This window comes from Psychroflexus salarius, from assembly GCF_900129035.1.
Taxonomy (GTDB): Bacteria; Bacteroidota; Bacteroidia; order Flavobacteriales; family Flavobacteriaceae; genus Psychroflexus; species Psychroflexus salarius.
In genome coordinates, this window is sequence record NZ_FQTW01000001.1 from 507,737 (window position 1) to 532,064 (window position 24,328).

The window sequence follows — 24,328 nt, forward strand, 5'->3', positions numbered from 1 at the left end:
CAAATTTAAACTAAGCCTTGCAAAATATTTCTTGCAGGGCTTTTCCTTTTAATAAGCATTCTTGGTATTCATTTTCAGGAATAGATTGGTCTGTTATCGCACTACCAACCATGTAAGATAAGTAAGCTGTTTTTGCGTTGTAAAGTAAACTTCTAATTACAACATTAAAATCAAAATCGCCATTAGGTGTTATATAACCAATACTACCGCTATATAAACCGCGTTTAGTGGTTTCATAGGCTTCGGCTAGTTTCATCGCTTCGATTTTTGGTGCGCCTGTCATGCTTCCCATTGGGAATGTTGCTTCTAAAATTGAAGTGAAATCAACATTGGGTTTCAACTCACATGAAATTGTAGAAATCATTTGATGCACTTGCTCAAAAGTATAAATTCTACAAAGTTCATCGACTTTAACACTAGCTTTAGATGCTAATTTAGATAAATCGTTTCGTACCAAATCTACTATCATAATATTTTCTGCAAGTTCTTTAGGGTCTGTTGCAAGTTCTTTAATTAAATTTTGATCTTCAACTAAAGACTGACCACGTTTAGCAGTTCCTTTAATAGGCTGTGAGATTAATCGAAAGTTCTTTTTGGTTAAAAATCGCTCTGGACTCGCTGAAACAACTTGAAACTCATCAAATTTTACATAAGCTGAAAATGGCGCTTTTGATTGCAGATTTAACTGTTTAAAGGCATCAAATCCACAAAATTGAGGCGTATGTGCATAAAATTCTTGACAGAAATTGATTTCATAAATATCGCCACGCTTGATGTGCGACTTTAATTGATGAACAATTGATAAGTAGGCTTCTTTTGTGAGACGTGAATCAAAAGCTAAAAACTGCTGTTTTAACTTTAAATCAATGTTAAGTTCTTGAATTTCAATGAAATCAGTTTCTATTTCAGTTGAAGTATCTTCAGTATAAAAACATTCAAGTTTGTTGTCTATTATGGTAAAAACTTTTTCTGGCTGAACGGCAAGGATTTGAGGAAAATTAATCCCATCAAAATTATTAGAGGTAAGATTTTCTATTGTATTTTTTAAATCATAACTCAAACAACACATTAACCAATCATTAGATTGATTAATAAAAGTCTGCAATTTTTCTAAAGCATTATAATCAAAGGATTTTACAAGCGACCTCTTTCCTACTGCAATAACAGCATCAAAATTTTTAAATTTAGAAGCCATTTGTTGCCCATCAAAAACCCAACAACTGTTGTGAGACGAAGCCCACTGCATTAATTGATGTTTAAATTTATCGGGATGTTTAAGCCTAAAACTTTGATTAATTCTCACAAAAAATACTTCAAAAACGGCTCAAATATACAATTAGTAAATGAGTTGTAATGTTTAATTAATATAAATCAAACATCGGTTTAATTCTGGATTTTTTTGTAGTAAAGGCCTTATAAATATTCGAATTTCTTCAATTTCATGTGGTTGTAAAGACCGCGTTACTTTTGCTAATTCTTTACAGAACAATTTAGCATCAAAACTGACTTTAGCTAAGATTTGCTTAGAATACTCTAACATAGCTCGTGACATAATGTAATTTTTTTGATAGGTAGTTGTGTTTTATAGGCTAAATTTTGACATAAAAATAAGACTTTAAATCATTAAACTTTGTTAAAGGTCTATTAACAAATTACGACTTTAACTTTAAAGTCCATTTAAATTTAAATTCAGAAATACAGTTTTGTTCCTCATCAAAAGCCTTTGAATTTAGCCAAACCGTTTGTCCATTTTTACTCACAACAGCATCATTAACAATAGCTTTAACTAAAGCAGCATCATTACATGTAAAAGTAATTTTACCTCTAGCCTTTTTATGAAAAACAGCAGAATTTTCAGCAACTAACATGGAAATAGGTTGACGGCTTTCTTTTATTTCTCGCATTACTAAAACACCAGTTGTTAACTCAGCTGCCATAGCTTGAACGGCAAAATACATGCTATTAAATGGATTTTGACTTAACCATTTTAACCTCGCTTTTGCCTCAGCTGCTTCAGGCGTTAGTTTGGTTAAACGAACACCAGCAATCCAAGCAATTGGTAATTTCAAAAACAAAAAACGATTGATATTTTGTACGGTAAACTTCATCTATAAATTTTACACAAAATACTTAATTATAGTGACTTTTAGCTCAGTTTTAAACGAAAAGTTAAATCTTTAAATTGTTAATTATAAGTTAAATTACACTACCTTGCATTACATAGTAACTTCTTTTAAACATATCTTTGTATAGAATTAAGCTTAGAAATCTACTTTTATGAAAATAGAAAACACAAAAGCACAAATGCGGAAAGGTATTTTAGAATACTGCATTTTGTCAGTCTTAGCTAAAAATGACGCCTACGTGGCTGAAATTTTAGAAACACTAAAAGAGGCTAAACTTCTTGTTGTTGAAGGCACGATTTACCCTTTATTAACACGTCTAAAAAATGGAAAATTACTTGAATATCGTTGGGAAGAATCAACAGGCGGACCGCCTAGAAAATACTATAAACTAACAAACAAAGGTCAAGAATTTTTAAATGAACTTGGCGACACATGGCAAGATTTACAATTTGCTGTAAATACAATAACAACACCGAATAAAACCGACAATAATGAATAAAACAATAAGTATTAATTTAGGAAGCATCTTTTTTCACATCGATGAAATTGCTTTTAATAAGCTTAAGTCTTATTTAGACGACATAAAGCTTTATCTACATAACGAAGAAAGTAAAGACGAAATTATTAATGACATTGAAGTTCGGATTGCTGAAATTTTTATGGAAGAACGGCAAGATGAACAACAAGTCATTTCAGTTGAAGTTGTAGAAAAAGTTATTAAAATAATGGGTAATCCAGAAGATTATCGTGTTGATGATACAACAGATTATCAGGACTACTCAAAAGAAAATTACAAAAGTTACCGCAAATTATATCGTGATAAAGATACTAGCATTTTAGGTGGTGTTTCTGCTGGATTTGGACATTATTTTAGAATTGACGCTATTTGGATTCGTGTGATCTTTATTTTAATGGGCATTTTTAGTGCTGGTACAGGTGTAATCATTTACATCGCTTGTTGGCTTTTAATTCCGCCAGCTTTAACTACTTCTGAAAAATTAGCTATGCGTGGTAAACCCATTAATTTTTCAAATATTGAACGAAAAGTAAAAGAGAATTATGAGAAATTTACCCAGAAGATGGATGATATTGATTATGAAAAATATAAAGCTCAAACCAAGTCAGGCGCACAAAAACTAGGTAACAGTCTTTATAATATCTTTGAAGCTATCGGTAATTTTATTAAAAAATTTCTTGGTGTTATTCTTATTTTCATTGCTGGTATAGTCTTGCTTTCGCTCGTATTTTCACTTTTTGGCTTAGGCTCTTTCAGTTTTTTTGAAGATACCAACTACTATGATTTTGGTTTATCTGAACTTGATTTGCCCATTTGGGCTTATGCCGTAATGGTTTTCTTTAGCATTGGCATACCCTTTTTTTACCTACTTATTCTAGGACTAAAATTACTTATTAATAACCTCAGAAAAATTGGTAAACCTATCAACATCAGTTTGTTTACTTTATGGATTATAGCGGTATTTAGTTTAATCTTCTTCAGTATTAAACAAAATTTAAAAGACAGTCAAAAAGTTGAATTAGTTAATGTTATAGAGACAAATTACAACAATCAAGATACCTTAAACATCAGTATGAATGAAAATTTAAGATTCAACCTAAATTCTCATAAAAACTCTAAGAATAAAATCGTCTTTGACGAAAGCAATCAAGAGCTCACAATTGGCAACATGATTAACCTTAATTTTATTCCTTCAAACGACAGTCTTGTTAAAATACGTGTCGAAAAATCTGCTTATTCGACTTCAAAAGCAAAAGCTAAAGCATTAGCAAAACAGATTGACTATGGCATTTCAACCGAAACCAAAAACATTAAATTAAACAATTACTTTTCAACACTTCCGCAATTTGTAAATCATAGAATTAGCATTGATGTAAGTATTCTTCTACCAGAGGGAATTCATCTTAACTTTGATGAATCGGTTAAAACCTATAAAAGTAATTACCAAAATTTCAATGAATTTAATCGTGTAAAATACAACCAATTACTTCATGCTGAAGGTAAAACACTACAATGTTTAACTTGTCAAGAAATTGAAAACGATAGTATAAATTAAAAATAATCTCTTAAAACCAAACCTATGTTAAGCTTAATGAAATATGTTATTTATGTGATAATCACAATGAGTGTCGTGAGTTGCAATGTTGTCTCAAACCTTTCAAAAGTAAATGGCCAAGGCAAAGTTGAAACCAAAACAATGACAACAAACACCTTTACTGAATTAAAAATTTCTAATAACTGGCAAGTTGTCTTGATACCATCAAACGAAAATAAATTGGTAGTTGAAGCGAATGAGAATTTAATTGAATTACTAACCGTAAAAAACAATGGCAATTTGTTAGAAATATCGGCAAAAGAAGCCATTGGTCAAGCTGATGCCAAACTTATTGAAGTTTATTATACAGAATCACTAACCAAAATAAGTTTTAGCGCTGGCGTAGATGTTACGGCAAACGAAAAACTAAATTTTGAAGACTTAAATTTCAATATCTCAAGCGGCGCTGAAGTCAGTTTAAACTTAGCATTTAATCAACTTGATTTAAAAGTTTCTAGCGGTGCCGAAGCAAAACTTCAGTTAAAAGGTAACGAAGTTTGGGCTTCTAGTTCAAGCGGTGCCGAAATAGAACTCAATGCAGATGTTATTAGTATGGAAACTTCGGCTTCAAGTGGTGCAGAAATTGATATTAAAGGAATAGCAGACCATTTTAAAGCTAAAACCTCTAGCGGCTCAGAAATTGAAGCTGCTAAATTAAAAGCCAATAATATCGAAGCTTCAGCAAGTAGTGGCTCATCAATCAAAATATTTCCCATTGTAAATCTTGAGGCTACGGCTTCAAGTGGTGGCGATATTGATTATTACAATAAACCAAACGGTCAATTAAACATTAATAAATCATCTGGCGGAAATGTTTCATTACACTAAGTCTATTGGTGTTTGTTTTAGTTGTTAAAATCCCTTTTAAAAGAGGGATTTTTTCATTTCATCTCAAAAAAATAACAACTCATCATTTTTAGCTTTACTTTTAGGTCTATCTCTTAGCATCTTTGTTTTCAAATTAAAACAAACAGTATTATGAACGCAAAATTTAAACAAGCTATAATAAAATTCGCAATCGCATCCGCTGCCGTTTCGGTATTTATAAGATTAACCGATTTTATCGCGCAAGATTTTAATGTACAAGTATTACTAGATTTAAAAGCTTACACTATAAACTTTATGTACGCATTTATTATTGGTCTAGTTAATATGCTAAGTTTTGCCATTATTTATAAAAAATACAATTGGTATCGAGATGTTAAAAAGATAATTTTAATTGGCGTAATAGGCTCTGTAATTTGGTCTACAGCTGCATTTTTTTTAGCGCGATATGTCCATTTTGTCGTCATTGAAGGCCTTAGTCATAATCGATTTTTAGAAAGTCAGTTTGCTGCGACCTATATTTTTGCCATGTTGATTGCGTTTTTGGTAACTTTAATCTTTCATGCCATTTATTTTTATAAAGCTTTACAAGAATCTAAACTTCGTGAGCAAGCTTATGAAAATGCGCAAACTACTGCTCAGTATGACGCATTGAAAACTCAATTAGATCCGCATTTTTTATTCAATAGTTTAAATGTTTTAAGTGCATTGATTGATGAAAACCCAGAAAAAGCGCAAGAATTCACCACTCACCTTTCGCGAATTTACCGTTATGTGTTAGACCATAAAAGTAAAGAATTGGTAAGTTTAAATGAAGAGTTAGAATTTGCCAAACGCTACATGAAACTCATTGAAATGCGATTTGAAAACAGCGTAAAATTTGAAATTAATTCAACTGAAAATGAAGGATATAAAATTATACCTTTATCACTTCAACTGTTAATTGAAAATGCCATTAAACACAATAAAATTTCAGAAGAAAATGCCTTGATCATTTGTATTGAAATAAATAATGAAACGCTTACAGTTTCAAATAATATCAATAAAAAACAACAGCATCAATCTAAAAGAAATGGAATTGGCCTCGAAAATATTAAACATCGCGTTTCTAAATTTACAGCTCGTCAAGTTGAAGTTATTGAAACAAAAACACAATTTTCAGTTGAAATTCCGCTAATAAAATAAAGTTATGATTTCTGCAATTATTATTGAAGATGAAAAGCCAGCTGCACGACGCCTAAATAAACTGGTTTCACAGCTAGACATTAAGGTGTTAAAAACTTTACACTCAGTTTCTGAAGCCATAAATTGGTTTGAGGATAATAAGCAACCAGAATTATTGTTTTTAGATATTCAATTAAGTGACGGATTATCATTCGAGATTTTTGAACACATACAGCTTAAAAGTGCTATAATTTTTACAACGGCTTATGATGAATATGCTCTAAAAGCTTTTAAACTTAACAGTGTTGATTATTTACTAAAGCCCATAGACCAATCTGAGTTAGAGACTGCGGTTCAAAAATTTAAAATGCAAACCAAACCGCATACTTACGATCTTGAAATGATTAAAAACCTGTTTCTCGATAATATGAATCAACAAGATTATAAAGAACGTTTTACTGTAAAAGTTGGTGATCATATTAAATTGTTTCAAACCAGCAGTATTCAGTGTTTTTATAGTCATGAAAAAGCAACTTACTTGGTTAACGAGCTTGGAAAAACTTATGTGATTGACCAAAGTCTAGATGAACTAAATACCCAGTTAAATCCTAAAAAATTTTTCAAAATCAGTCGAAAATTTATTGTTAATATCAGTTTTATTAAAGAACTTGTATCATATTCTAATAGCAGACTAAGAGTGGTTTTAAAGGCAAAGCTTGATGAAATCCCTATTGTGAGCCGAGAAAAAGTAAAAGACTTCAAAAATTGGATTAACTAAACGTCTACAAATGTATAAATTAGGTTAATTGTCTTGTTGTTATACTTAGAAATAGCCTATTTTGTAATGTGAATTATACCTATTCTAAATATTATTTTTGGTTTTTTTTGTTATTACTTACGCTCAAGACAAATGCGCAGTTTCAAATTTTAAATCAAAAACGTTCTGTTAAGTTAAAGTTTGAAGTTTTTAATAATCTTATTATTATAAACGGGGAAATCAACAATCAGCCTAAGTCTTTTTTACTTGACACAGGCGTTAATAAAACCGTTATTTTTAATAGCCTTTCACCACAAATTGACACGACAAATATTAAGGAAATCAGGGTTATGAGTTTAGGTAATGAAAAATCAGTTAAGGCGTATTTAATAAATGCTACTGTAAACTTCAAAAGCTTTGTAAACCCCAAGGCAAATTTATATTACATCACTGATAAAGACTGGCAACTCAGCAATAAATTGGGCATCGACATCGACGGCATTATTGGCTACGATTTTTTTAAAAATCATATGGTGAAAATAGATTATACTAGAAAAATCATTAAACTCTACAACCCTAAAAAGTTTAGACGCCAACTCAGGCGTTACCATAAAACTTCATTTCAAATCAATGCAGGAAAGCCTTATTTAAAAGCTCAACTAACAACTGATCAAAATACAAACAAAAACTTAGACTTGTTAATAGATTTAGGTGCAAGTGGCAGCTTTTGGCTTATTGAAACAGATTCAATTCAAAAACCTATCATTAATTATTTCGATATTTTGGGCTATGGTTTAAATCAGCCCATTTTTGGCTATCGCTCTAAAGCAAACTCAGCAAAAATATTTGGCACTAAGTTTAAGAAACCATACTATGCTTTTGTTCCTAAATCTCAGATAAATCCAGCGAGCTTTAAAGATGGTTTAGTTGGCGCAGAGATTTTAAGACGTTTCAAACTTTTTATTAACTATCCTGAAAACAAACTATACACAAAACCCAATAAATTTATTAAAGATAACTTCAATTATGATAAAAGTGGGCTTATTTTAAATTATGCTGGAAAAACTTACACAACAGTTTATCGGCAAAAACCTTACAGAAATACCCAAAACTTAAACAAAACACCTTATGATGATTTATCAAGTGAGAAAGACACAAGCTCATCATTTATAAGTGTAGATAATATCATCATTATTGCTAACATTAGGCCAAATTCACCAGCTTCAAATACAGATTTAAAAATAGGAGATCGAATACTTAGCATCAATAATAAAGCTATTAGTAAGTATAATTCGCAAGAAATTAATCAATTATTTAGCCAAGATGGAAATCCTGAAATCAAGCTCAAAATTCAAAGAAAAAATAAGCGTTTAAAAGTAAAATTTCGTTTAAAATCTATATTTGAGTAAAAACTACTGCTTTGGTAAAACTTCACCAATTATTTTAAGGGTAATCATAGCGTTTACAGCGTCAGAATAAACCGTAAGCGTTTTTCTGATTGGGCCAACTCTAGTTGAATCATATAACACAATAATTTCAGAAGTTTCACCAGGATTAATAGTACTTTTAGGTTCTTTTGGAACTGTACAGCCACAAGTTGAAGAAACACGCTTAATATTTACAGGAAACTGACTGACATTTTTAAAATTAAAAACAGCCTTAGCTTCACTTTTGTAGGCAATTTGTCCAAAATCAAAACTAGTGTTTTCAAATTTAAGCTCACCTTTATTTTGTGCTGAAATAAAATTGAAACCTACTAGTATAAAAAAAATAAATAATCGAATTGCCATAACTAATTTTTTATAAAAGTATAAAATAACTTGAAACCAACAAAAAAGTAAAATTATATAAACAGATATGTTTCTGAATAGACAGCGATTCTTTACTTTTGGCCTATTAATTCTATTTTAAAAATCAAGTATGAGTACAGCATATAACCCCAAAGAAGCAGAAAAAAAATGGTATAACTATTGGCTAGAAAACGGTTATTTTAAATCCGTACCAGATGAGCGGGAAGCTTACACCATCGTTATTCCACCGCCAAATGTAACAGGCATTTTGCACATGGGCCATATGCTAAACAATACCATACAAGATGTACTTATTAGAAAAGCCCGACTAAATGGTTATAATGCTTGTTGGGTTCCTGGTACAGATCATGCCTCAATTGCTACAGAAGCTAAAGTTGTTGCTAAACTAAAAGCAGAAGGTAAGTCTAAATATGATTTATCAAGAGAAGAATTTTTAGACAAAGCTTGGGAATGGACGCACGAATACGGTGGTAAAATATTAACACAACTGCAAAGTTTAGGAGCGTCTTGCGATTGGGATCGTACAAAATTTACACTTGATGAAGATATGTACGAATCTGTTATTAAAACATTTATAGACTTACACAATAAAGGCTTAATTTATCGTGGATATAGGATGGTCAATTGGGATCCAGAAGCTAAAACAACACTTTCTGATGAAGAAGTCATTTACCAAGAAAAACAGGCCAAACTATATTATATCAATTACAAAATTGAAGGTTTAGACGAGCAAATTTGCATTGCCACTACTCGACCAGAAACTATTTTTGGTGATACCGCAATTTGCATTAACCCTAACGACGAACGTTTTACGCATTTAAAAGGTAAAAAAGCCATAGTTCCTATTATTGGCCGAAGTATACCTGTTATTGAAGATGATTATGTTGATATTGAATTTGGTACAGGTTGCCTAAAAATTACACCTGCGCATGATGAAAATGATAAGATGATTGGTGACAAACATCACTTAGAAGTCATTGATATCTTTAATGATGATGCAACACTCAATAAACACGGTTTACATTATGAAGGTCAAGATCGCTTTAAAGTTAGAACTGCATTTACAAATGAATTAAAAGAAGCTGGACACCTTCAAAAAGTTGAAGCTTACACAAATAAAGTTGGACTTTCAGAACGTACAAAAGCTGTAATTGAACCAAAGCTCTCAGATCAGTGGTTTTTAAAAATGAAAGATTTGGCAAAACCTGCACTTGATGCTGTTTTAAAATCTAGAGACATCAAGTTATTTCCTAGTAAATTTGAAAACACCTATAAACATTGGCTTGAAAACGTTAGAGACTGGAATATCTCTCGCCAATTATGGTGGGGACATCAAATCCCAGCCTTTTACTACAATGATAAGAAAGACTATGTTGTAGCAAAAACAAAAGCTGAAGCCTTAAAACTAGCAAAACAAAAGTCAGGTCTTGACTTAACCGAAAAAGATTTGGTACAAGATGAAGATGTTTTAGACACATGGTTTTCATCATGGTTATGGCCTATTTCAGTCTTTAACGGTATTAATGAGCCAAATAATAAAGAATTCAATTACTACTACCCAACCAAAGACTTGGTTACGGGTCCAGATATTTTGTTTTTCTGGGTCGCTAGAATGATTATGGCTGGCTATGAATACACCGACAAAAAACCTTTTGAAAATATTTATCTAACTGGTTTAGTGCGTGATAAAAAAGGCCAAAAGATGTCTAAATCTTTAGGAAACTCTCCTGATGCTTTAAAACTTATTGACCAATACAGCGCCGATGGTGTGCGTGTAGGCTTATTATTAAGTAGCGCTGCAGGTAACGATTTATTATTTGATGAAGCACTTTGCCAACAAGGAAAAGGATTTGGGAATAAAATTTATAATGCCTTTAAACTCATCAATTCCTGGGAAATAAATTCAGACATCCAGCAACCTGAACACTCTAAACTTGCATTGAATTGGTACACTTCAAAATTTGCTGAGAGCCTTCAACTTATAGAAGATCACTTTAGTAAATATAGAATTTCTGATGCTTTAATGGCAAGTTATAAATTAGTATGGGATGATTTCTGTTCATGGCTATTAGAAATTATTAAACCAGCCTATCAGCAACCTATCGATGCTAAAACCTATCATCGAATTATTGAACTATTTGAAAATAATTTAAAAATTCTTCACCCATTTATGCCATTTATTACAGAAGAATTGTGGCATCAAATAAAGAAAAGAAACAAAAACGAAGCATTGATTGTTAGCGACTGGCCTTCAGCTGAAACTATAGACCAAGACCTTTTAAAAGGCTTTTCATTTTCATCTGAAGTAATTTCGAATATTCGGAACATTCGTAAACAAAAGAATATTGCATTTAAAAATCCTATCAACTTATCAGTAATCAATTCTGAACAAACTGATCAACGCTTTGATAGCATCATCAGTAAAATGGGAAATATTGAACAACTAACTTATGTTGACTCGAAAATTGAGAATACCATCAGTTTTAGAGTAAAAACAAACGAATATTTTATTCCTATACAAGGTGCAATTGATGTTGAAGCTGAACGAAAAAAATTAAGCGAAGAACTCAACTACTTAGAAGGCTTTTTAAAATCAGTTGATAAAAAATTATCAAATAAACGCTTTGTAGATAATGCCCCTGAAAAAGTTGTCGCTATTGAACAACAAAAAAAGGCTGATGCTGAAGCTAAAATTGAAACAGTAAAAAAGAGCTTAGAAAGCTTATAAAAAATACGCCAAGAATTAAATTTCTTGGCTTTTATAGTTTTAATACCAAATCTCCCATAAATAAGATAAATAAATAGTTGCTAATTATATTAAGTAAATCTAGTTAGCCTTAAAAGTCAATATATTTATAAGCTAACAAAATATATTTTCTTTTAGCCTCTTCTTTTGTGACGCTCTCAGCTTGAAACAAAGCATTTGCTTTAAAAGCATTTACAAGTTCTTCACCACTTTTTCCATTAACAGGAACACTGGTTATTCGCATAGAATCTGCATCACTTGTTGCTTTTTTATAATAAGCATAAAAATACAATAAAGTATCTTGTTTGAATTTGAAGTCTGTTTGACTAACAGCCTCATAAGCCTTTAAAAAAAGCTCATGTAAATCTTCAGAATTTAGTTGATTAATGGTTTGGTTAGTCATTATTATGGCTTTTTGCTAATATCGAAACAGCACCTTTAACAAGGTCGCCAATTTCAACATTAATTTCTGCATCCAAAGGTATATAAACATCTACACGTGAGCCAAATTTAATAAAACCGCTGTCGCTTCCTTGCTCAATTTTTGTGTTAGGTGTAGCATAGTTTACAATACGCCTTGCCAATGCTCCGGCAATTTGGCGGTATAATACTTCACCAAAATTTTCAGTTTTAATTACAACTGTTGTGCGCTCGTTTAGTTCACTTGATTTTGGATGCCAAGCTACTAAATATTTACCTTTATGATATTTACTGTAAACTACTTCACCTCCAATCGGGTATCGCGTAACATGAACATTTATGGGCGACATAAACACCGAAATTAAACGCATTGATTTCTGAGCATATTCAGTTTCTAAAACTTCTTCTATCGCTACAACTTTTCCATCTACTGGTGATAAAATTTGGTGATTATTTTGCTTAGCTACCCGAGTTGGATTTCTAAAAAACTGCGCGATAAGAAAAAAAATAATTAAAGTAACAGACAAAACGATATAATGAATTATAAGGTTTTGAAAAATTAAACTTGCTGCTAAATTTAAAGCAATGCAAATAAACAGTGTGAAAATTAATATTTTATGACCTTCCTTATGAAACATAGTCTACAATAATTAAAAATAGATAGACAAATGTACTAGAAAAAAGCATACTATCCATTCTATCGAAAATTCCGCCGTGGCCAGGCATGATTTTACCACTGTCTTTAACAGATGCACGCCGTTTAAATTTTGACTGTACAAGATCTCCTAAAGTGCCAAAAATACTGATTATGAATGCTATAAAAAGCCAACTTAATAAGCTTAATTCAGATACATATTTATGAATAAAAATTGATGCAATGAGAGAAAAAACTAAACCGCCAATAAAACCTTCTATTGTTTTCTTAGGTGAAATTCGTTCAAAAAGTTTATGCTTACCGATGCTCTTGCCTACTAAATATGCAAATGAATCATTACACCAAATTAAAATGAACATTCCAATTAATATTTCAGGGATATATTGTCCATCAAAAACAGGAATTAATGTTAAAAAAACAAATGAAGGCACAAGATAAAATAAAGTAATTAAATGTTTTTTACTCGTAAAAAGTGTAATTGTTTTTGTTGTATATAAATCTTTTAGAAGATAAAATTTAATAGTCAGAGTCATAGCCATTAATGCTAAAACTATAGCAAAATTAAAGCTGGTAAAATTAAATATTAACAATAATGAAATTAATACAAAATAAGATAGATAATTTTTGAATTGAAGTAATTCTTGTAATTCCTTCAAACAAATTAAGCCCATAATGCTAAAAAAGGCAATCAAAGCATAATGACTTAAAAAGGCTGTAGATACTATTATTGAAATATATAGGATTCCTGTTATGGAACGCTTAATAAGCTCATTCATGTATTATAAATCTTCAAGCAGCAACAAATATAGGTTTTTTGTTGTACTTCCATAGCTTAAAAAGTCAGACTTATCATTATCATCTTTCTCAAAAGTCTTTAAAGTCGTAATATTACTCGGTATGCTGTTTTTATATTTTGATTTTAACCTAGTTAAACCTTCTCCAATAGTTTCAATAAGTTGGCTTGTTGTTGCTGTTACTATAAAGTGATAAGGCAAATCTTCAAGCTTTTTATCTCCGATTTGTTTAGAACTTATTAAAATTGCACCTGTATTACCAATTAAATATTCACAATTTGAAATAAAAAATTCTGATGTATTATCTTTTGTAAATTCAATATCATGAGCTTCAAAGCGCTTAGCTGTTTGGTTTGAGTAATAATAGCATGGTTTATTTATCCAATTGTTTTCAGATAAAATGTTATGAAAAGTATCTTGTAACTCTTCTTCATTTTCACAATATAAAAATTTCCCACCGTTTTTTTTAAAGTTATTTAAGAACATATCATCTATCGGAAGCTTAGATTCAGGCATGAATTTGCTAACTTCTTTTTCAGATTCCTGATCTGGTTCTTTAAACTTAAAAAGCTTTTTAAAGATGTTCATATAATCATTGTGTAATGGGGTATTTGAATTATTTCAAATATAAAAAATTCTTGACACTAAATTAACAGCATCAAGAATTTTTAAGTAGATTTATAAATATTTAAGTTATTTTTCTTTATCAGAAGCGCCTTTTAGACTTGAATTTTCAGATTTTTGGGTAATTGAGCCATTTTTTTCATCAGTTATATCTGATTTATCATCTTTTGACTCATCAGACTTAGGATCTGTTTCCTTTTTAGTTTTTGTTAAGTCTTCTTTGTTTTTAGGAGCTGTTTGTTTTCCATTTTTGACCATTTCAGGCTTTTTAAATGGTCTTTCCCCAAAAATTTTCTCTAAATCGTCTTTAAAAATGACTTCTTTATCAAGCAAAATTTCAGCTAGCTCAATTAGCTTGTCTTTATTTTCATTTAAAATCTGAATGGCTCTTTGATATTGATTTTCAATAATATTTGAAATTTCTTCATCAATTAATTCAGACGTTTTATCAGAATAAGGTTTAGTGAAGTTATATTCTGATTGACCAGAAGAGTCATAATAAGTTAAGTTTCCGACTTTGTCGTTCAACCCATAAATGGTTACCATGGCTTTAGCTTGCTTAGTGACTTTTTCTAAATCGCTTAAAGCGCCTGTTGAGATTTTATCAAATATAACTTTCTCGGCGGCTCGACCACCCATTGTTGCGCACATTTCATCAAGCATCTGTTCAGTTCTAACAATTAAACGCTCTTCAGGTAAATACCAAGCCGCACCCAAAGACTGACCTCTTGGAACAATTGTAACTTTAACAAGTGGTGCCGCATGCTCAAGCATCCAACTTACTGTAGCATGACCTGCTTCGTGATAAGCAATGGCTTTTTTCTCATCGAGCGTCATTATTTTATTTTTTTTCTCCAAACCACCTATAATACGGTCTACAGCGTCTAAAAAGTCTTGTTTACCAACAGATTTATTACCTTTTCTTGCTGCCACTAATGCAGCTTCATTACAAACATTCGCAATATCAGCACCTGAAAAGCCTGGTGTTTGTTTAGCTAAGAAATCTGTATCTAGTTCATCATCTAACTTTTTAAGTGGCTTTAAATGAACATCAAAAATTTCTTTACGTTCACGAAGATCTGGTAAATCAACATAAATCTGTCGGTCAAATCTACCAGCACGCATTAAAGCCTTATCTAAAACATCAGCACGGTTAGTTGCTGCAAGTACAATTACATTAGTATTAGTTCCAAAACCATCCATTTCGGTTAGGAGCTGGTTTAGTGTATTTTCACGCTCGTCATTAGACCCCGAAAAGTTACTTTTTCCTCTTGAACGACCAATGGCATCAATTTCATCAATAAAAATGATAGCAGGTGATTTGTCTTTAGCCTGTTTAAATAAATCACGAACTCTAGAGGCTCCAACACCCACGAACATTTCAACAAAATCTGAACCTGACAATGAAAAGAATGGCACACCAGCTTCGCCTGCAACAGCCTTAGCTAACAGTGTTTTACCTGTACCTGGAGGACCGACTAAAAGAGCACCCTTAGGTATTTTACCGCCTAAATTAGTATACTTATCAGGATGTTTTAAAAAGTCTACAATTTCCTGAACTTCTTCTTTAGCACCTTCTAAACCAGCAACATCTTTAAAAGATGTCTTAATGTCTTTTTTCTCATCAAATAATTTTGCTTTAGACTTACCGATGTTAAAGATTTGTCCGCCAGCACCTCCACCAGCACCACCACTCATTCGGCGCATGATGAATATCCAAATACCTATAATTAAAACAAAGGGTAATAAGCTAACTAGTATATTACCCCAAAAATCTGAACGACTTTCAAAGGTTAGTCTAGTTTTTAAGTTGTTTTCATCAATTGTTTCTTTAACATTAGTTTCAAAATTAGATAAGTCACCAAATTCGAAAGTGTAATTAGGATTTTGCTGTCCAGGAAATACACTCTCGCCAACTGCTTTTTTATGCATTGTTTTCTCTTTAGCTTCTGGAGTTAAATAAACTTCAGCTACACCAGCATTTTTAACAATGACTAATTTTTCTACATCACCAGATTTTAAGTAGTCTTCAAATTCAGCTGGGCTTGTTTTAGCTATGTCAGAAAAACCTGAACTTCCAAAAAATTGAACACCTAAAAAGATTAAAATAATACCGATATAAATCCAATACGAATTAAATTTTGGCTTATTCGGTTTATTGGTTTTTTTAGATGAATTTGGTGTTTTATTCGTTTGTTTTGCCATAAGTCAAATAGTCTCTTTAATAATTTGTTTCAATTTCAGTGATTTTTGCATCTCCCCAAAGCCCTTCAATATCGTAGTATTGTCGTGTTTCATTTTGAAAAATATGAACAACAACATTCACATAATCCATTAAAACCCATTTTGAATTTTCTTGACCTTCTACATGCCAAGGTTTATCTTTCATGGCTTTGCTAACTTGTTTTCTGATTGAACTCTCTATTGCATCAACTTGCGTATTTGAGTTACCAGAACAAACAACAAAAAAATCACAAACTGTATTCTCTATTTCGCGTAAATCTATAAGTTTAACATTATCACCTTTAACATCTTCTATGCCCTTGATAATGTTTGTTATTAATAAATCATTGTTGATTGTATTCAATGGTATGTTTATTTTATAATTTTGTGAGCAAAAATAATGTTTTTTAACATCATTGTAAGCCTGTTAACAAAAGATTATTCCCACATGTTATCATAATGAAAATAATCAAAATTAATGCCACTAGTTCTACCAATGAATTTATGCGCCAATTTACACTTCAAACCGAACTAAATGAAGTATACTGCGTTAAAGCAAACACACAAACAAATGGCCGTGGGCAAATGGGCACTTCTTGGCAAAGCGAAAGCGGCAAAAACCTCATAGTAAGTTATTTATTGCCTAATTTAAAGATTTGCCCTGACCATAATTTTATTATAAGTATGCTGAGTTCTTTGGCAATTATTAAAACTTTAAAGCATTTTAATTTACCTCATTTAAAAATTAAGTGGCCAAACGACATCTTGTCAGGAAGAAAAAAAATATGTGGTATTTTGATAGAAAATAATTTCAAACAAAACCATATTAATTCTACTATTATTGGGGTTGGTCTTAATGTAAATCAAATTGATTTTTCTGAACTTCCAAAAGCGAGCTCATTACAACTTATATTAGGACAAAAAATATCTATAGATACTGTCTTTAGGTCTTTAAATCTTGAAATAGAAAAAGTTTATCAAAGCTTACTTCATCAAGAATTTGAGGGTGTTAAACAAGACTATTACGCGAAACTTTTAGGTTTTAATAAAGTACAAAGCTTTCATTTTCCAGACCAATCTATTGCAGTAGGGATTATAAAATCTGTTTCTGATCATGGCTTTCTAAAAGTTGAGTTTGAAAATGAAACTTCAGAATTTGAACTTAAGCAAATAAAACAACTATACTAAAAATGTGTAACCAATCTCATAAATTGACGTCTTATAAAGAAATTATTATCATGAAACATTTTTTAATCTTATTTTGTTGTGTATTTGCAACCACGATTCAATCTCAAAACTTTAAAGGCCAAGCCGTTTATATGTCTAAAACCACGGTTGACTTAGATAATTGGGGCGGTAATAAAATGAGTGAACAACAAAAGAAAATGATTATGGAACGTATGAAGAGTATGTTCGAGAAAACCTATATTTTAAATTTTACAAAATCAGAATCATTATACAAAGAAGATGAGCAACTAGAAGCACCAGGAAGTCGTGGTTTTAGTATGATGGGGAGTTTTACCGCTGGCCCTCAATACAAAAATTTAAGTGACCAATTACTCATTCAAGAGCAAGAGTTCTTTGGTAAACGCTTTTTAATTACAGACTCCTTAGAGCAATTACAATGGAAAATGACTGGCGAAACAAAAAAAATTGGTCAATACACCGTTTTTAAAGCAATAGCTACAAAAAGTGTTGATGAATTTGATTGGCGAAGTATGCGAAGAAAAAAAAATGACTCTGAAAAAAAGAAAGATTCAATTGCAAATAAGTCTAATCAGGACCCATTTAATCAAGTTGAAGTACCTGAAAGTATAGAAATTACAGCTTGGTACACACCTCAAATCCCAGTAAGCCACGGACCATCAACTTACTGGGGATTACCTGGATTAATTCTAGAAATTAATGCAGATAAAACCACAATTTTGTGTAAAAAAATTATCATTAATCCTCAAGAAGAGATCAACATCAATAAACCAGAAAAAGGAGATATTGTAACTCAGACTGAATACAATAAAATTATCAAGAAAAAAATGGAAGAGATGCGCGAAATGTATCGCGGTCGTAGACGCTAAATAATGAAGCTACTTTTTTTATCTAATTAAATCATTCTACCTTATGAAACTATTTCTCAAACTTGCTTTATATTTTGTTTTTAGCACTTCAATCGCACAAGTTACATTTCAAGGAAAAGTAATTGATAGTCTTGGTACTCCTTTAGAAATGGCTAATGTAATAGCAATAGACACAACCACTAAATTAATGGAATCTTATGCCATCACCAATAAAATGGGAGAATTTAAACTTAGTTTAAAATCTAACCAAGTGTATAATATTCAAGCAAGTTATGTTGGCATGAAAACAGCCGAATTTAACTTAACCACCAAATCTGAACCCATTAAACGAGACATTAAATTATACCTCGACAATGCATTAGATGAAGTACAGTTAGTTTATGAAATGCCAGTTGAAGTGCGCGGTGATACACTTGTTTATAACGCCGATTCATTTAAAAATGGTACGGAACGTAAACTTGAAGATATTTTAAAAAAACTACCTGGAATTGAAGTTAATGATGATGGCGAGATTGAAGTTGAAGGTCAGCGCGTCCAAAAAGTGATGGTCGATGGCAAAGATTTTTTTGATGGAGACTCTAAACTTGCCTCTAAAAATATTCCTTCAAATGCTGTAGACAAAGTCCAAGTTTTGAAGAACTATGGTGAAGTTGGCCAACTTAGAGGTGTCCAAAACAACCAAGATAATTATGCCATAAACATTAAATTAAAAGAAGGTAAAGAAAATTTTTGGTTTGGAGACATTAAAGCTGGTGGTGGCTACACAGAAGCTAATGGCTTATACATTTTTCAGCCTAAACTTTTTTACTACAGCCCAAACTATAGTATAAACTTTATAGGTGATGTTAATAATTTAGGTGAAGTTGCTTTTACCCGTCGTGATTATTTTAACTTCAGTGGTGGCTTTAGAATGCCAAGTCGTCAGAGTGGCACAAATATAGATTTAGGAGGTAACAATCTTGGATTTTTAAGTTTACAAAACAACCGTGCTGCTGATATTGAATCGCAATTTGCCGCTGCAAACTTTAGCTTTTCACCAAAAAAAACACTTGATTTAAGCGGTTTTGCTATTTACTCTGGCAATACAACGCAAATTATTGAAAACAACTCGGTGATTTACACAGATAACGATTTAAATATCCCAGACGAAATCACAAATAATAATACGTTACAAGAAAGTCAGCTAGGTATGTTGAAGTTATCGGCTAAATACAAGCCTGATGTTAATAATCAATTAGATTATGATATTGTAACTAAAACTTCTAGAGAAGAACAAAGACAAGATTTCTTTTCTTCGGTAGTTGGTGAAATTGATCAAATTGAAGAAATTAACCCATTTAGCATCAATCAAAACCTTAACTATTATTACACACATAATGAGGATAATATTTTTGCTTTTGAGGCACAGCATTTAATACAAGATGAAGATCCATTTTACAATGCCATTTTACGCAATAAAGATTCATACGTTACAACGGCAAACGGTATCGGACTAGACAACCTTCAATCTAACTATAACGTAGCTCAAGAAAAACGTGTTCAATCAAATCAGTTAGATGCAAAACTAGATTATTGGAATATTCTTAATAAAAAAAGTCATTTAAACTTAACAGTCGGAAGTATTTTGAGTAGACAAGAGTTTAATTCAGAAATCTTTCAATTTTTAGATGATAACTCTCAATTTGAACCTGTGCCTGTCAATACAGACTTATCTAATATTAATGATATAACATACAACTTTACTGATTTATATCTTGGCGTACATTACAAGTTGAAGTCTGGTATTTTCACGTTCACACCAGGCTTTTCAGCTCATGCTTATAGTTGGAACAACACACAGTTTAATGAAGAATACGAAGACGATTTTTATAGAATTTTGCCCGATTTGAACATTCGTATACAACTAAAAAAGAGTGAACGTATTATTTTTAATTACCGAATGCAAACACAATTTACAGATGTTACTAACTTAGCTGAAGGCTTAGTACTTAATCGTTACAACTCGCTTTATTCAGGTAATAGAGCTTTAGACAATGCATTTTCGCACAATGTAAACCTGAGTTACTTCAGTTTTAATCTATTTAATTACACCAATGTCTTTGGCAGTTTAAATTATAATAAGCGTATCGATCAAATTAGAAATTTTACAAATTTTGAAAGTGTCATCAGGACAAACTCTCCGTTTAACTCTGACTTTGCCGATGAAAACTTCTCGGCTAACGGTCGTTTTCAAAGAAGTTTTGGTAAACTTAGAGCAAGCCTTGGCGGTAATTTCAATTACTCAAAATTCAACCAATTTATACAAGGTGAACGCTCGGTTAACGAAAACTATTCGCAAACTTACAATGCTGAACTGAGAACAAATTTTAGAGATGCGCCTAACTTTGAAATTGCTTATCGATATAGCATTCAAGATAATGATCAAGGAAATAGACGTACCAAATTTTACACAAACTCGCCTTCAGTTAGTTTTGATGCATTAATTTTTAAAACGCTAACTTTTAAAACTGATTATGCATACAATAATTTTAGTGATGAAGATGGTACTTTAAATAGTTTTGAGTTTTGGAATGCAAGCTTAAGCTATCGTAAAAATGCTGATAGTAAATTAGAGTATGAACTTAAAGCCACCAACCTACTTGATACAGATCGTCAAAGCCAAAGTACAAATTCTAACATTTCAGTAAGCGCTAGCGAGTATTTCATACAACCACGATTTATTTCTTTTCGCTTAATTTATAGTTTGTAGAATATAAATTTAAAACCAAAAAAAGCGCTTTTGAAATCAAAAGCGCTTTTTTAGTTGATAAAACTTCAGTTTTAATTTTGCATATATTTTTGAAAAATTGGCATCATTTCCATAGACATTTCTTGGCCTATTTGCATAGAAGCTTGAAATATTTCATCTTGACCTTCAAGCATCTTCTTACCTAAATCTGTGCTATAAAACTCAAGCATAGCTTTAATTTCTTCATGAGAATAAACCTCAGTTGCTTTTTTTGCAAGTTTTTGATACATATCGTCTAAAACTGGCTGCAAATCCTTTTTAAAGTCATCTACTTTATCTTCTGGTATTTGCATGTAAAGTGGTTCTAATGCTGTTTCAACAGTGTTGTTGGACATCTTCATCATTTTAACGGCATCTTTTAAATGTGCAGAATCTACGTCTTGAGCAAAGCCGAAACTTGCGACGCATAACATGACTAATAGTACTAACTTTTTCATGGTATAAAAATAATTAAATGGTTACGTTTTCTTGAAATAATGGCTTCTCAGACATCATGTGATGAACATCCTGCTTGATTTGCTCTAAAATAGCTTCATCTTGGTAATTCATAATTGCTTGGTCTATAAATTTCACCACTTGTTGCATATCAGCTTCAACAAGACCTCTAGTGGTAACAGCTGGTGTTCCAACTCGAATACCAGAGGTTACAAATGGCGATTGCGTATCAAATGGCACCATGTTTTTGTTAACTGTAATTCCTGCTTGACCTAAAGCAGCTTCAGCTTCTTTACCTGTAATATTCTTGTTTCTTAAATCAATTAACATCATATGGTTATCAGTGCCGCCAGAAATAAGCTGGTAATCTTTAGCAACAAACTCAGTTGCCAAAGCCTGAGCGTTTCTAACCATTTGTTTTTGGTAATGTGAAAAATCATCAGTTAATGCCTCACCAAAAGCAACAGCTTTAGCCGCAATAATATGCTCTAAAGGACCACCTTGATTTCCGGGGAACACACCACTATCTAACAAGCTTGACATTTTTTTAAGTTTACCGCTTTTAAATTTTAGGCCAAATGGGTTTTCAAAATCCTTTCCCATTAAAATAATACCACCTCGAGGACCACGTATAGTTTTGTGTGTAGTCGAAGTAACGATGTGGCAATGCTCAACAGGACTTTGTAACAAACCTTTTGCTATTAAACCAGCAGGATGAGCCATATCAGCTAATAATAAAGCACCAACTTCATCGGCTATTTCTCTAAAAACTTTGTAATTAATTTCTCTAGAATAAGCCGAAGCACCAGCAATAATTAATTGTGGCTTTTCTTTAAGAGCAACTTGTCTTACTTGGTCGTAATCTATAAGACCAGTATCTTTATCAACGCCGTAAAATACAGGCTGATAAAGTTTTCCTGAAAAGTTTACTGGAGAACCATGTGTCAAGTGACCGCCATGCGCTAAATCGAATCCTAGAATTTTATCGCCTGGTTTTAAAACAACCGAAAAAACCGCTGTATTAGCTTGTGAACCTGAATGAGGTTGAACATTAGCATAATCAGCATTAAATAACTTTTTAAGTCGCTCTTTAGCTAAATCCTCAACTTGATCTACCACTTCACAACCACCATAATAGCGTTTACCTGGATAACCTTCAGCATACTTATTGGTCAAAACAGAACCAGCTGCTGCTAAAACATCTTGAGATACAAAGTTTTCGCTAGCAATAAGCTCTAAACCATTTTTTTGACGTTCTTCTTCGGCTACAATTAAATCTAAAACCGCTTTATCTTTCATCATTATATTAAATCGTTAATTTAATTCAAAAATAAGAAAAGCATTCAGTAAATTCACATAAAATAATATATTTGAAGAAACATTAATAAATTTATAATTAAATTATAGCGTATGTCTTTAGAAGCTAACAATCCTAACAGGGAAACTTGGTTAGATATTCCAGAAAACACAGACTTTCCAATTCAAAATATTCCTTTCGGCGTTTTTTTAACACGTGATGACATTATTACGATTGGAACTCGTATTGGTGATTATGCCATTGATTTGGGTGCACTACACCAACTAGGCTATTTTGACGGAATTCCTCTTACTGATGATATTTTTTTACAAGATACCTTAAATGATTTTATTGCCGATGGAAGAAAAACTTGGCGCTCGGTAAGAAATCGAATCGCTGAGATTTTTGATAAAAATAATGATGCCTTAAAGTCTAATGAAGAACATCGAAAAATAATTTTGTTTACACTTGATGAAATAGAAATGCAAATGCCAGTTCAAGTTGGTGACTATACAGATTTCTACTCAAGTAAAGAACATGCTACAAATGTTGGAAAGATGTTTAGAGATCCTGACAATGCGCTTTTACCAAATTGGCTGCACATGCCAGTTGGTTATCATGGTAGAAGCTCATCTATCGTACCTAGCGGAATACCTTTACACAGACCGCAAGGTCAAAAATTACCAAAAGGCGCTGACAAACCAATTTATGGCCCATCAAGATTATTAGACTTTGAATTAGAAATGGCTTTTGTTACAACTGCTGGCAACCATCTAGGTGAACCAATTCGCGTAAATGAAGCCGAAGAATATATTTTCGGGATGGTTCTTTTTAATGATTGGAGTGCGCGTGATATCCAAAAATGGGAATATGTTCCACTAGGGCCGTTTTTAGGAAAAAACTTTGGATCTTCTGTTTCGCCTTGGATTGTTACACTTGACGCCTTAGAGCCGTTTAGAACTGAAGGTCCAAAACCTGAACAAGAACTTTTACCTTACTTACAGAGTGAAGGTAAAAAAAGTTATGATATCGATTTAGAAGTCGCTATTAGACCTGACAAAGAACCTGAAGAAACAGTTGTTTCACGTTCTAACTTTAAATACATGTACTGGAATATGAGTCAGCAATTAGCTCACCACACCGTAAATGGTTGTAATATTAATAGCGGAGACATGTTAGCAAGCGGAACAATTTCAGGACCTACTCCAGATTCTTATGGCTCAATGCTTGAACTAAGTTGGCGTGGCTCAAAACCATTAAAATTAAAAAATGGTCATGAAAGAAAATTTATAGAAGATCATGACACTGTAATTATGAGAGCGCATTGCCACAATCATGAAGTAAGAATTGGCTTTGGAGAAGTTTCAACTAAAATTTTACCAGTGTTTAAAGATTAGGACATCAACTTCACTAAGTTTATAAAAAATCGCCTTTAAATAAGGTGATTTTTTTTGTTTAATCTTTACTATAATTTTAA

Annotated in this window: 23 protein-coding genes; 11 read left to right on the forward strand and 12 right to left on the reverse strand. The window is 31.9% G+C overall.

The window, feature by feature from the left end; translation table 11 throughout:
- Window positions 1-10: 10 nt before the first annotated feature.
- The 3 genes from BUB82_RS02315 to BUB82_RS02325 form a co-directional block, all read right to left on the reverse strand.
- Entirely contained in the window at window positions 11-1,303 is a 1,293-nt protein-coding gene (locus BUB82_RS02315; protein WP_073191469.1) for an anthranilate synthase component I family protein, read from the reverse strand.
- 54 nt (window positions 1,304-1,357) lie between these two features.
- Window positions 1,358-1,552: a hypothetical protein gene (locus tag BUB82_RS02320; RefSeq protein ID WP_073191472.1), complete on the reverse strand. Its 195-nt coding sequence runs from the start codon at window positions 1,550-1,552 to the stop codon at window positions 1,358-1,360.
- A 100-nt stretch (window positions 1,553-1,652) separates the two neighbouring features.
- The gene (locus tag BUB82_RS02325; RefSeq protein WP_073191475.1) at window positions 1,653-2,108 is read right to left on the reverse strand and encodes a DUF4442 domain-containing protein; all 456 of its coding nucleotides are present in this window, start codon (window positions 2,106-2,108) and stop codon (window positions 1,653-1,655) included.
- A 169-nt stretch (window positions 2,109-2,277) separates the two neighbouring features.
- Between BUB82_RS02325 and BUB82_RS02330 the strand changes: the two genes are divergently transcribed.
- The 6 genes from BUB82_RS02330 (at window position 2,278) to BUB82_RS02355 (ending at window position 8,392) form a co-directional block, all read left to right on the forward strand.
- Window positions 2,278-2,625, forward strand: coding sequence for a PadR family transcriptional regulator (locus tag BUB82_RS02330; RefSeq protein WP_073191478.1), 348 nt, complete (start codon window positions 2,278-2,280; stop codon window positions 2,623-2,625).
- Complete coding sequence (locus tag BUB82_RS02335; RefSeq protein ID WP_073191481.1) at window positions 2,618-4,198, forward strand: PspC domain-containing protein; 1,581 nt, start codon at window positions 2,618-2,620, stop codon at window positions 4,196-4,198. The genes BUB82_RS02330 and BUB82_RS02335 overlap by 8 nt, the downstream gene beginning before the upstream one ends.
- A 24-nt stretch (window positions 4,199-4,222) precedes the next feature.
- Complete coding sequence (locus BUB82_RS02340; protein WP_083574448.1) at window positions 4,223-5,065, forward strand: head GIN domain-containing protein; 843 nt, start codon at window positions 4,223-4,225, stop codon at window positions 5,063-5,065.
- 150 nt (window positions 5,066-5,215) lie between these two features.
- Window positions 5,216-6,247 (forward strand): sensor histidine kinase, encoded by a 1,032-nt coding sequence (locus tag BUB82_RS02345; RefSeq protein ID WP_073191484.1) that lies wholly within the window; start codon window positions 5,216-5,218, stop codon window positions 6,245-6,247.
- Window positions 6,248-6,251: 4 nt separating this feature from the next.
- Window positions 6,252-7,004, forward strand: a complete 753-nt coding sequence (locus BUB82_RS02350; protein WP_317041044.1) for a LytR/AlgR family response regulator transcription factor — start codon at window positions 6,252-6,254, stop codon at window positions 7,002-7,004.
- 107 nt (window positions 7,005-7,111) lie between these two features.
- Entirely contained in the window at window positions 7,112-8,392 is a 1,281-nt protein-coding gene (locus BUB82_RS02355; RefSeq protein WP_143185626.1) for an aspartyl protease family protein, read from the forward strand.
- Between the two features lie 3 nt (window positions 8,393-8,395).
- On the opposite strand, the gene BUB82_RS02360 is transcribed toward BUB82_RS02355, so the two are convergent.
- Window positions 8,396-8,773 (reverse strand): DUF1573 domain-containing protein, encoded by a 378-nt coding sequence (locus BUB82_RS02360; RefSeq protein WP_073191490.1) that lies wholly within the window; start codon window positions 8,771-8,773, stop codon window positions 8,396-8,398.
- Between the two features lie 130 nt (window positions 8,774-8,903).
- Here BUB82_RS02360 and BUB82_RS02365 point away from each other — a divergent pair, with 130 nt between their 5' ends.
- Entirely contained in the window at window positions 8,904-11,522 is a 2,619-nt protein-coding gene (locus BUB82_RS02365) for a valine--tRNA ligase (protein ID WP_073191493.1), read from the forward strand.
- A 109-nt stretch (window positions 11,523-11,631) separates the two neighbouring features.
- Here the strand turns inward: BUB82_RS02365 and BUB82_RS02370 are convergent, their stop codons facing one another.
- The 6 genes from BUB82_RS02370 to rsfS form a co-directional block, all read right to left on the reverse strand.
- On the reverse strand, window positions 11,632-11,943 hold the full coding sequence (locus BUB82_RS02370; protein ID WP_073191496.1) for an acyl-CoA-binding protein: 312 nt from the start codon (window positions 11,941-11,943) through the stop codon (window positions 11,632-11,634).
- Window positions 11,936-12,598, reverse strand: coding sequence for a phosphatidylserine decarboxylase family protein (locus BUB82_RS02375; RefSeq protein ID WP_073191499.1), 663 nt, complete (start codon window positions 12,596-12,598; stop codon window positions 11,936-11,938). The genes BUB82_RS02370 and BUB82_RS02375 overlap by 8 nt, the downstream gene beginning before the upstream one ends.
- The gene (locus BUB82_RS02380) at window positions 12,588-13,391 is read right to left on the reverse strand and encodes a phosphatidate cytidylyltransferase (RefSeq protein WP_073191502.1); all 804 of its coding nucleotides are present in this window, start codon (window positions 13,389-13,391) and stop codon (window positions 12,588-12,590) included. The genes BUB82_RS02375 and BUB82_RS02380 overlap by 11 nt, the downstream gene beginning before the upstream one ends.
- 3 nt (window positions 13,392-13,394) lie before the next feature.
- Window positions 13,395-13,997 carry an LUD domain-containing protein gene (locus tag BUB82_RS02385; RefSeq protein WP_073191505.1) on the reverse strand — a complete coding sequence of 201 codons (603 nt, stop codon included), beginning with the start codon at window positions 13,995-13,997 and terminating at the stop codon, window positions 13,395-13,397.
- Window positions 13,998-14,102: 105 nt separating this feature from the next.
- A complete protein-coding gene (gene ftsH, locus BUB82_RS02390; protein WP_073191508.1) occupies window positions 14,103-16,238 on the reverse strand; it encodes an ATP-dependent zinc metalloprotease FtsH in 2,136 nt (711 codons plus the stop codon).
- Window positions 16,239-16,254: 16 nt separating this feature from the next.
- Window positions 16,255-16,620, reverse strand: a complete 366-nt coding sequence (rsfS, locus tag BUB82_RS02395; protein ID WP_234949746.1) for a ribosome silencing factor — start codon at window positions 16,618-16,620, stop codon at window positions 16,255-16,257.
- Between the two features lie 95 nt (window positions 16,621-16,715).
- Here rsfS and BUB82_RS02400 point away from each other — a divergent pair, with 95 nt between their 5' ends.
- From BUB82_RS02400 to BUB82_RS02410, 3 genes are read left to right on the forward strand one after another with little or no spacing between them, the layout of a single operon-like run.
- Window positions 16,716-17,444: a biotin--[acetyl-CoA-carboxylase] ligase gene (locus BUB82_RS02400; RefSeq protein WP_073191513.1), complete on the forward strand. Its 729-nt coding sequence runs from the start codon at window positions 16,716-16,718 to the stop codon at window positions 17,442-17,444.
- 50 nt (window positions 17,445-17,494) lie between these two features.
- A complete protein-coding gene (locus BUB82_RS02405; RefSeq protein ID WP_073191874.1) occupies window positions 17,495-18,331 on the forward strand; it encodes a GLPGLI family protein in 837 nt (278 codons plus the stop codon).
- Window positions 18,332-18,374: 43 nt separating this feature from the next.
- A complete protein-coding gene (locus BUB82_RS02410) occupies window positions 18,375-21,080 on the forward strand; it encodes a carboxypeptidase-like regulatory domain-containing protein (protein WP_073191515.1) in 2,706 nt (901 codons plus the stop codon).
- A 71-nt stretch (window positions 21,081-21,151) separates the two neighbouring features.
- On the opposite strand, the gene BUB82_RS02415 is transcribed toward BUB82_RS02410, so the two are convergent.
- Window positions 21,152-21,556 (reverse strand): DUF2059 domain-containing protein, encoded by a 405-nt coding sequence (locus BUB82_RS02415; RefSeq protein WP_073191518.1) that lies wholly within the window; start codon window positions 21,554-21,556, stop codon window positions 21,152-21,154.
- Window positions 21,557-21,569: 13 nt separating this feature from the next.
- A complete protein-coding gene (locus tag BUB82_RS02420; RefSeq protein ID WP_200796287.1) occupies window positions 21,570-22,856 on the reverse strand; it encodes a serine hydroxymethyltransferase in 1,287 nt (428 codons plus the stop codon).
- Window positions 22,857-22,964: 108 nt separating this feature from the next.
- Between BUB82_RS02420 and fahA the strand changes: the two genes are divergently transcribed.
- Window positions 22,965-24,248: a fumarylacetoacetase gene (gene fahA, locus BUB82_RS02425; protein WP_073191523.1), complete on the forward strand. Its 1,284-nt coding sequence runs from the start codon at window positions 22,965-22,967 to the stop codon at window positions 24,246-24,248.
- The last annotated feature ends 80 nt before the right edge of the window (window positions 24,249-24,328 follow it).

Excerpts from the sequence above, each read along its gene's own strand:
- BUB82_RS02385 (WP_073191505.1), bottom strand. The coding sequence starts at position 13,997 with ATGAACATCTTTAAAAAGCTTTTTAAGTTTAAAGAACCAGATCAGGAA.
- BUB82_RS02330 (WP_073191478.1), top strand. The coding sequence starts at position 2,278 with ATGAAAATAGAAAACACAAAAGCACAAATGCGGAAAGGTATTTTAGAA.
- BUB82_RS02365 (WP_073191493.1), top strand. The coding sequence starts at position 8,904 with ATGAGTACAGCATATAACCCCAAAGAAGCAGAAAAAAAATGGTATAAC.
- BUB82_RS02380 (WP_073191502.1), bottom strand. The coding sequence starts at position 13,391 with ATGAATGAGCTTATTAAGCGTTCCATAACAGGAATCCTATATATTTCA.
- ftsH (WP_073191508.1), bottom strand. The coding sequence starts at position 16,238 with ATGGCAAAACAAACGAATAAAACACCAAATTCATCTAAAAAAACCAAT.
- BUB82_RS02410 (WP_073191515.1), top strand. The coding sequence starts at position 18,375 with ATGAAACTATTTCTCAAACTTGCTTTATATTTTGTTTTTAGCACTTCA.
- BUB82_RS02415 (WP_073191518.1), bottom strand. The coding sequence starts at position 21,556 with ATGAAAAAGTTAGTACTATTAGTCATGTTATGCGTCGCAAGTTTCGGC.
- BUB82_RS02400 (WP_073191513.1), top strand. The coding sequence starts at position 16,716 with ATGAAAATAATCAAAATTAATGCCACTAGTTCTACCAATGAATTTATG.
- BUB82_RS02320 (WP_073191472.1), bottom strand. The coding sequence starts at position 1,552 with ATGTCACGAGCTATGTTAGAGTATTCTAAGCAAATCTTAGCTAAAGTC.
- BUB82_RS02350 (WP_317041044.1), top strand. The coding sequence starts at position 6,252 with ATGATTTCTGCAATTATTATTGAAGATGAAAAGCCAGCTGCACGACGC.
- BUB82_RS02325 (WP_073191475.1), bottom strand. The coding sequence starts at position 2,108 with ATGAAGTTTACCGTACAAAATATCAATCGTTTTTTGTTTTTGAAATTA.
- BUB82_RS02420 (WP_200796287.1), bottom strand. The coding sequence starts at position 22,856 with ATGATGAAAGATAAAGCGGTTTTAGATTTAATTGTAGCCGAAGAAGAA.
- fahA (WP_073191523.1), top strand. The coding sequence starts at position 22,965 with ATGTCTTTAGAAGCTAACAATCCTAACAGGGAAACTTGGTTAGATATT.
- BUB82_RS02370 (WP_073191496.1), bottom strand. The coding sequence starts at position 11,943 with ATGACTAACCAAACCATTAATCAACTAAATTCTGAAGATTTACATGAG.
- BUB82_RS02335 (WP_073191481.1), top strand. The coding sequence starts at position 2,618 with ATGAATAAAACAATAAGTATTAATTTAGGAAGCATCTTTTTTCACATC.
- BUB82_RS02340 (WP_083574448.1), top strand. The coding sequence starts at position 4,223 with ATGTTAAGCTTAATGAAATATGTTATTTATGTGATAATCACAATGAGT.
- BUB82_RS02360 (WP_073191490.1), bottom strand. The coding sequence starts at position 8,773 with ATGGCAATTCGATTATTTATTTTTTTTATACTAGTAGGTTTCAATTTT.
- BUB82_RS02345 (WP_073191484.1), top strand. The coding sequence starts at position 5,216 with ATGAACGCAAAATTTAAACAAGCTATAATAAAATTCGCAATCGCATCC.
- BUB82_RS02375 (WP_073191499.1), bottom strand. The coding sequence starts at position 12,598 with ATGTTTCATAAGGAAGGTCATAAAATATTAATTTTCACACTGTTTATT.
- BUB82_RS02405 (WP_073191874.1), top strand. The coding sequence starts at position 17,495 with ATGAAACATTTTTTAATCTTATTTTGTTGTGTATTTGCAACCACGATT.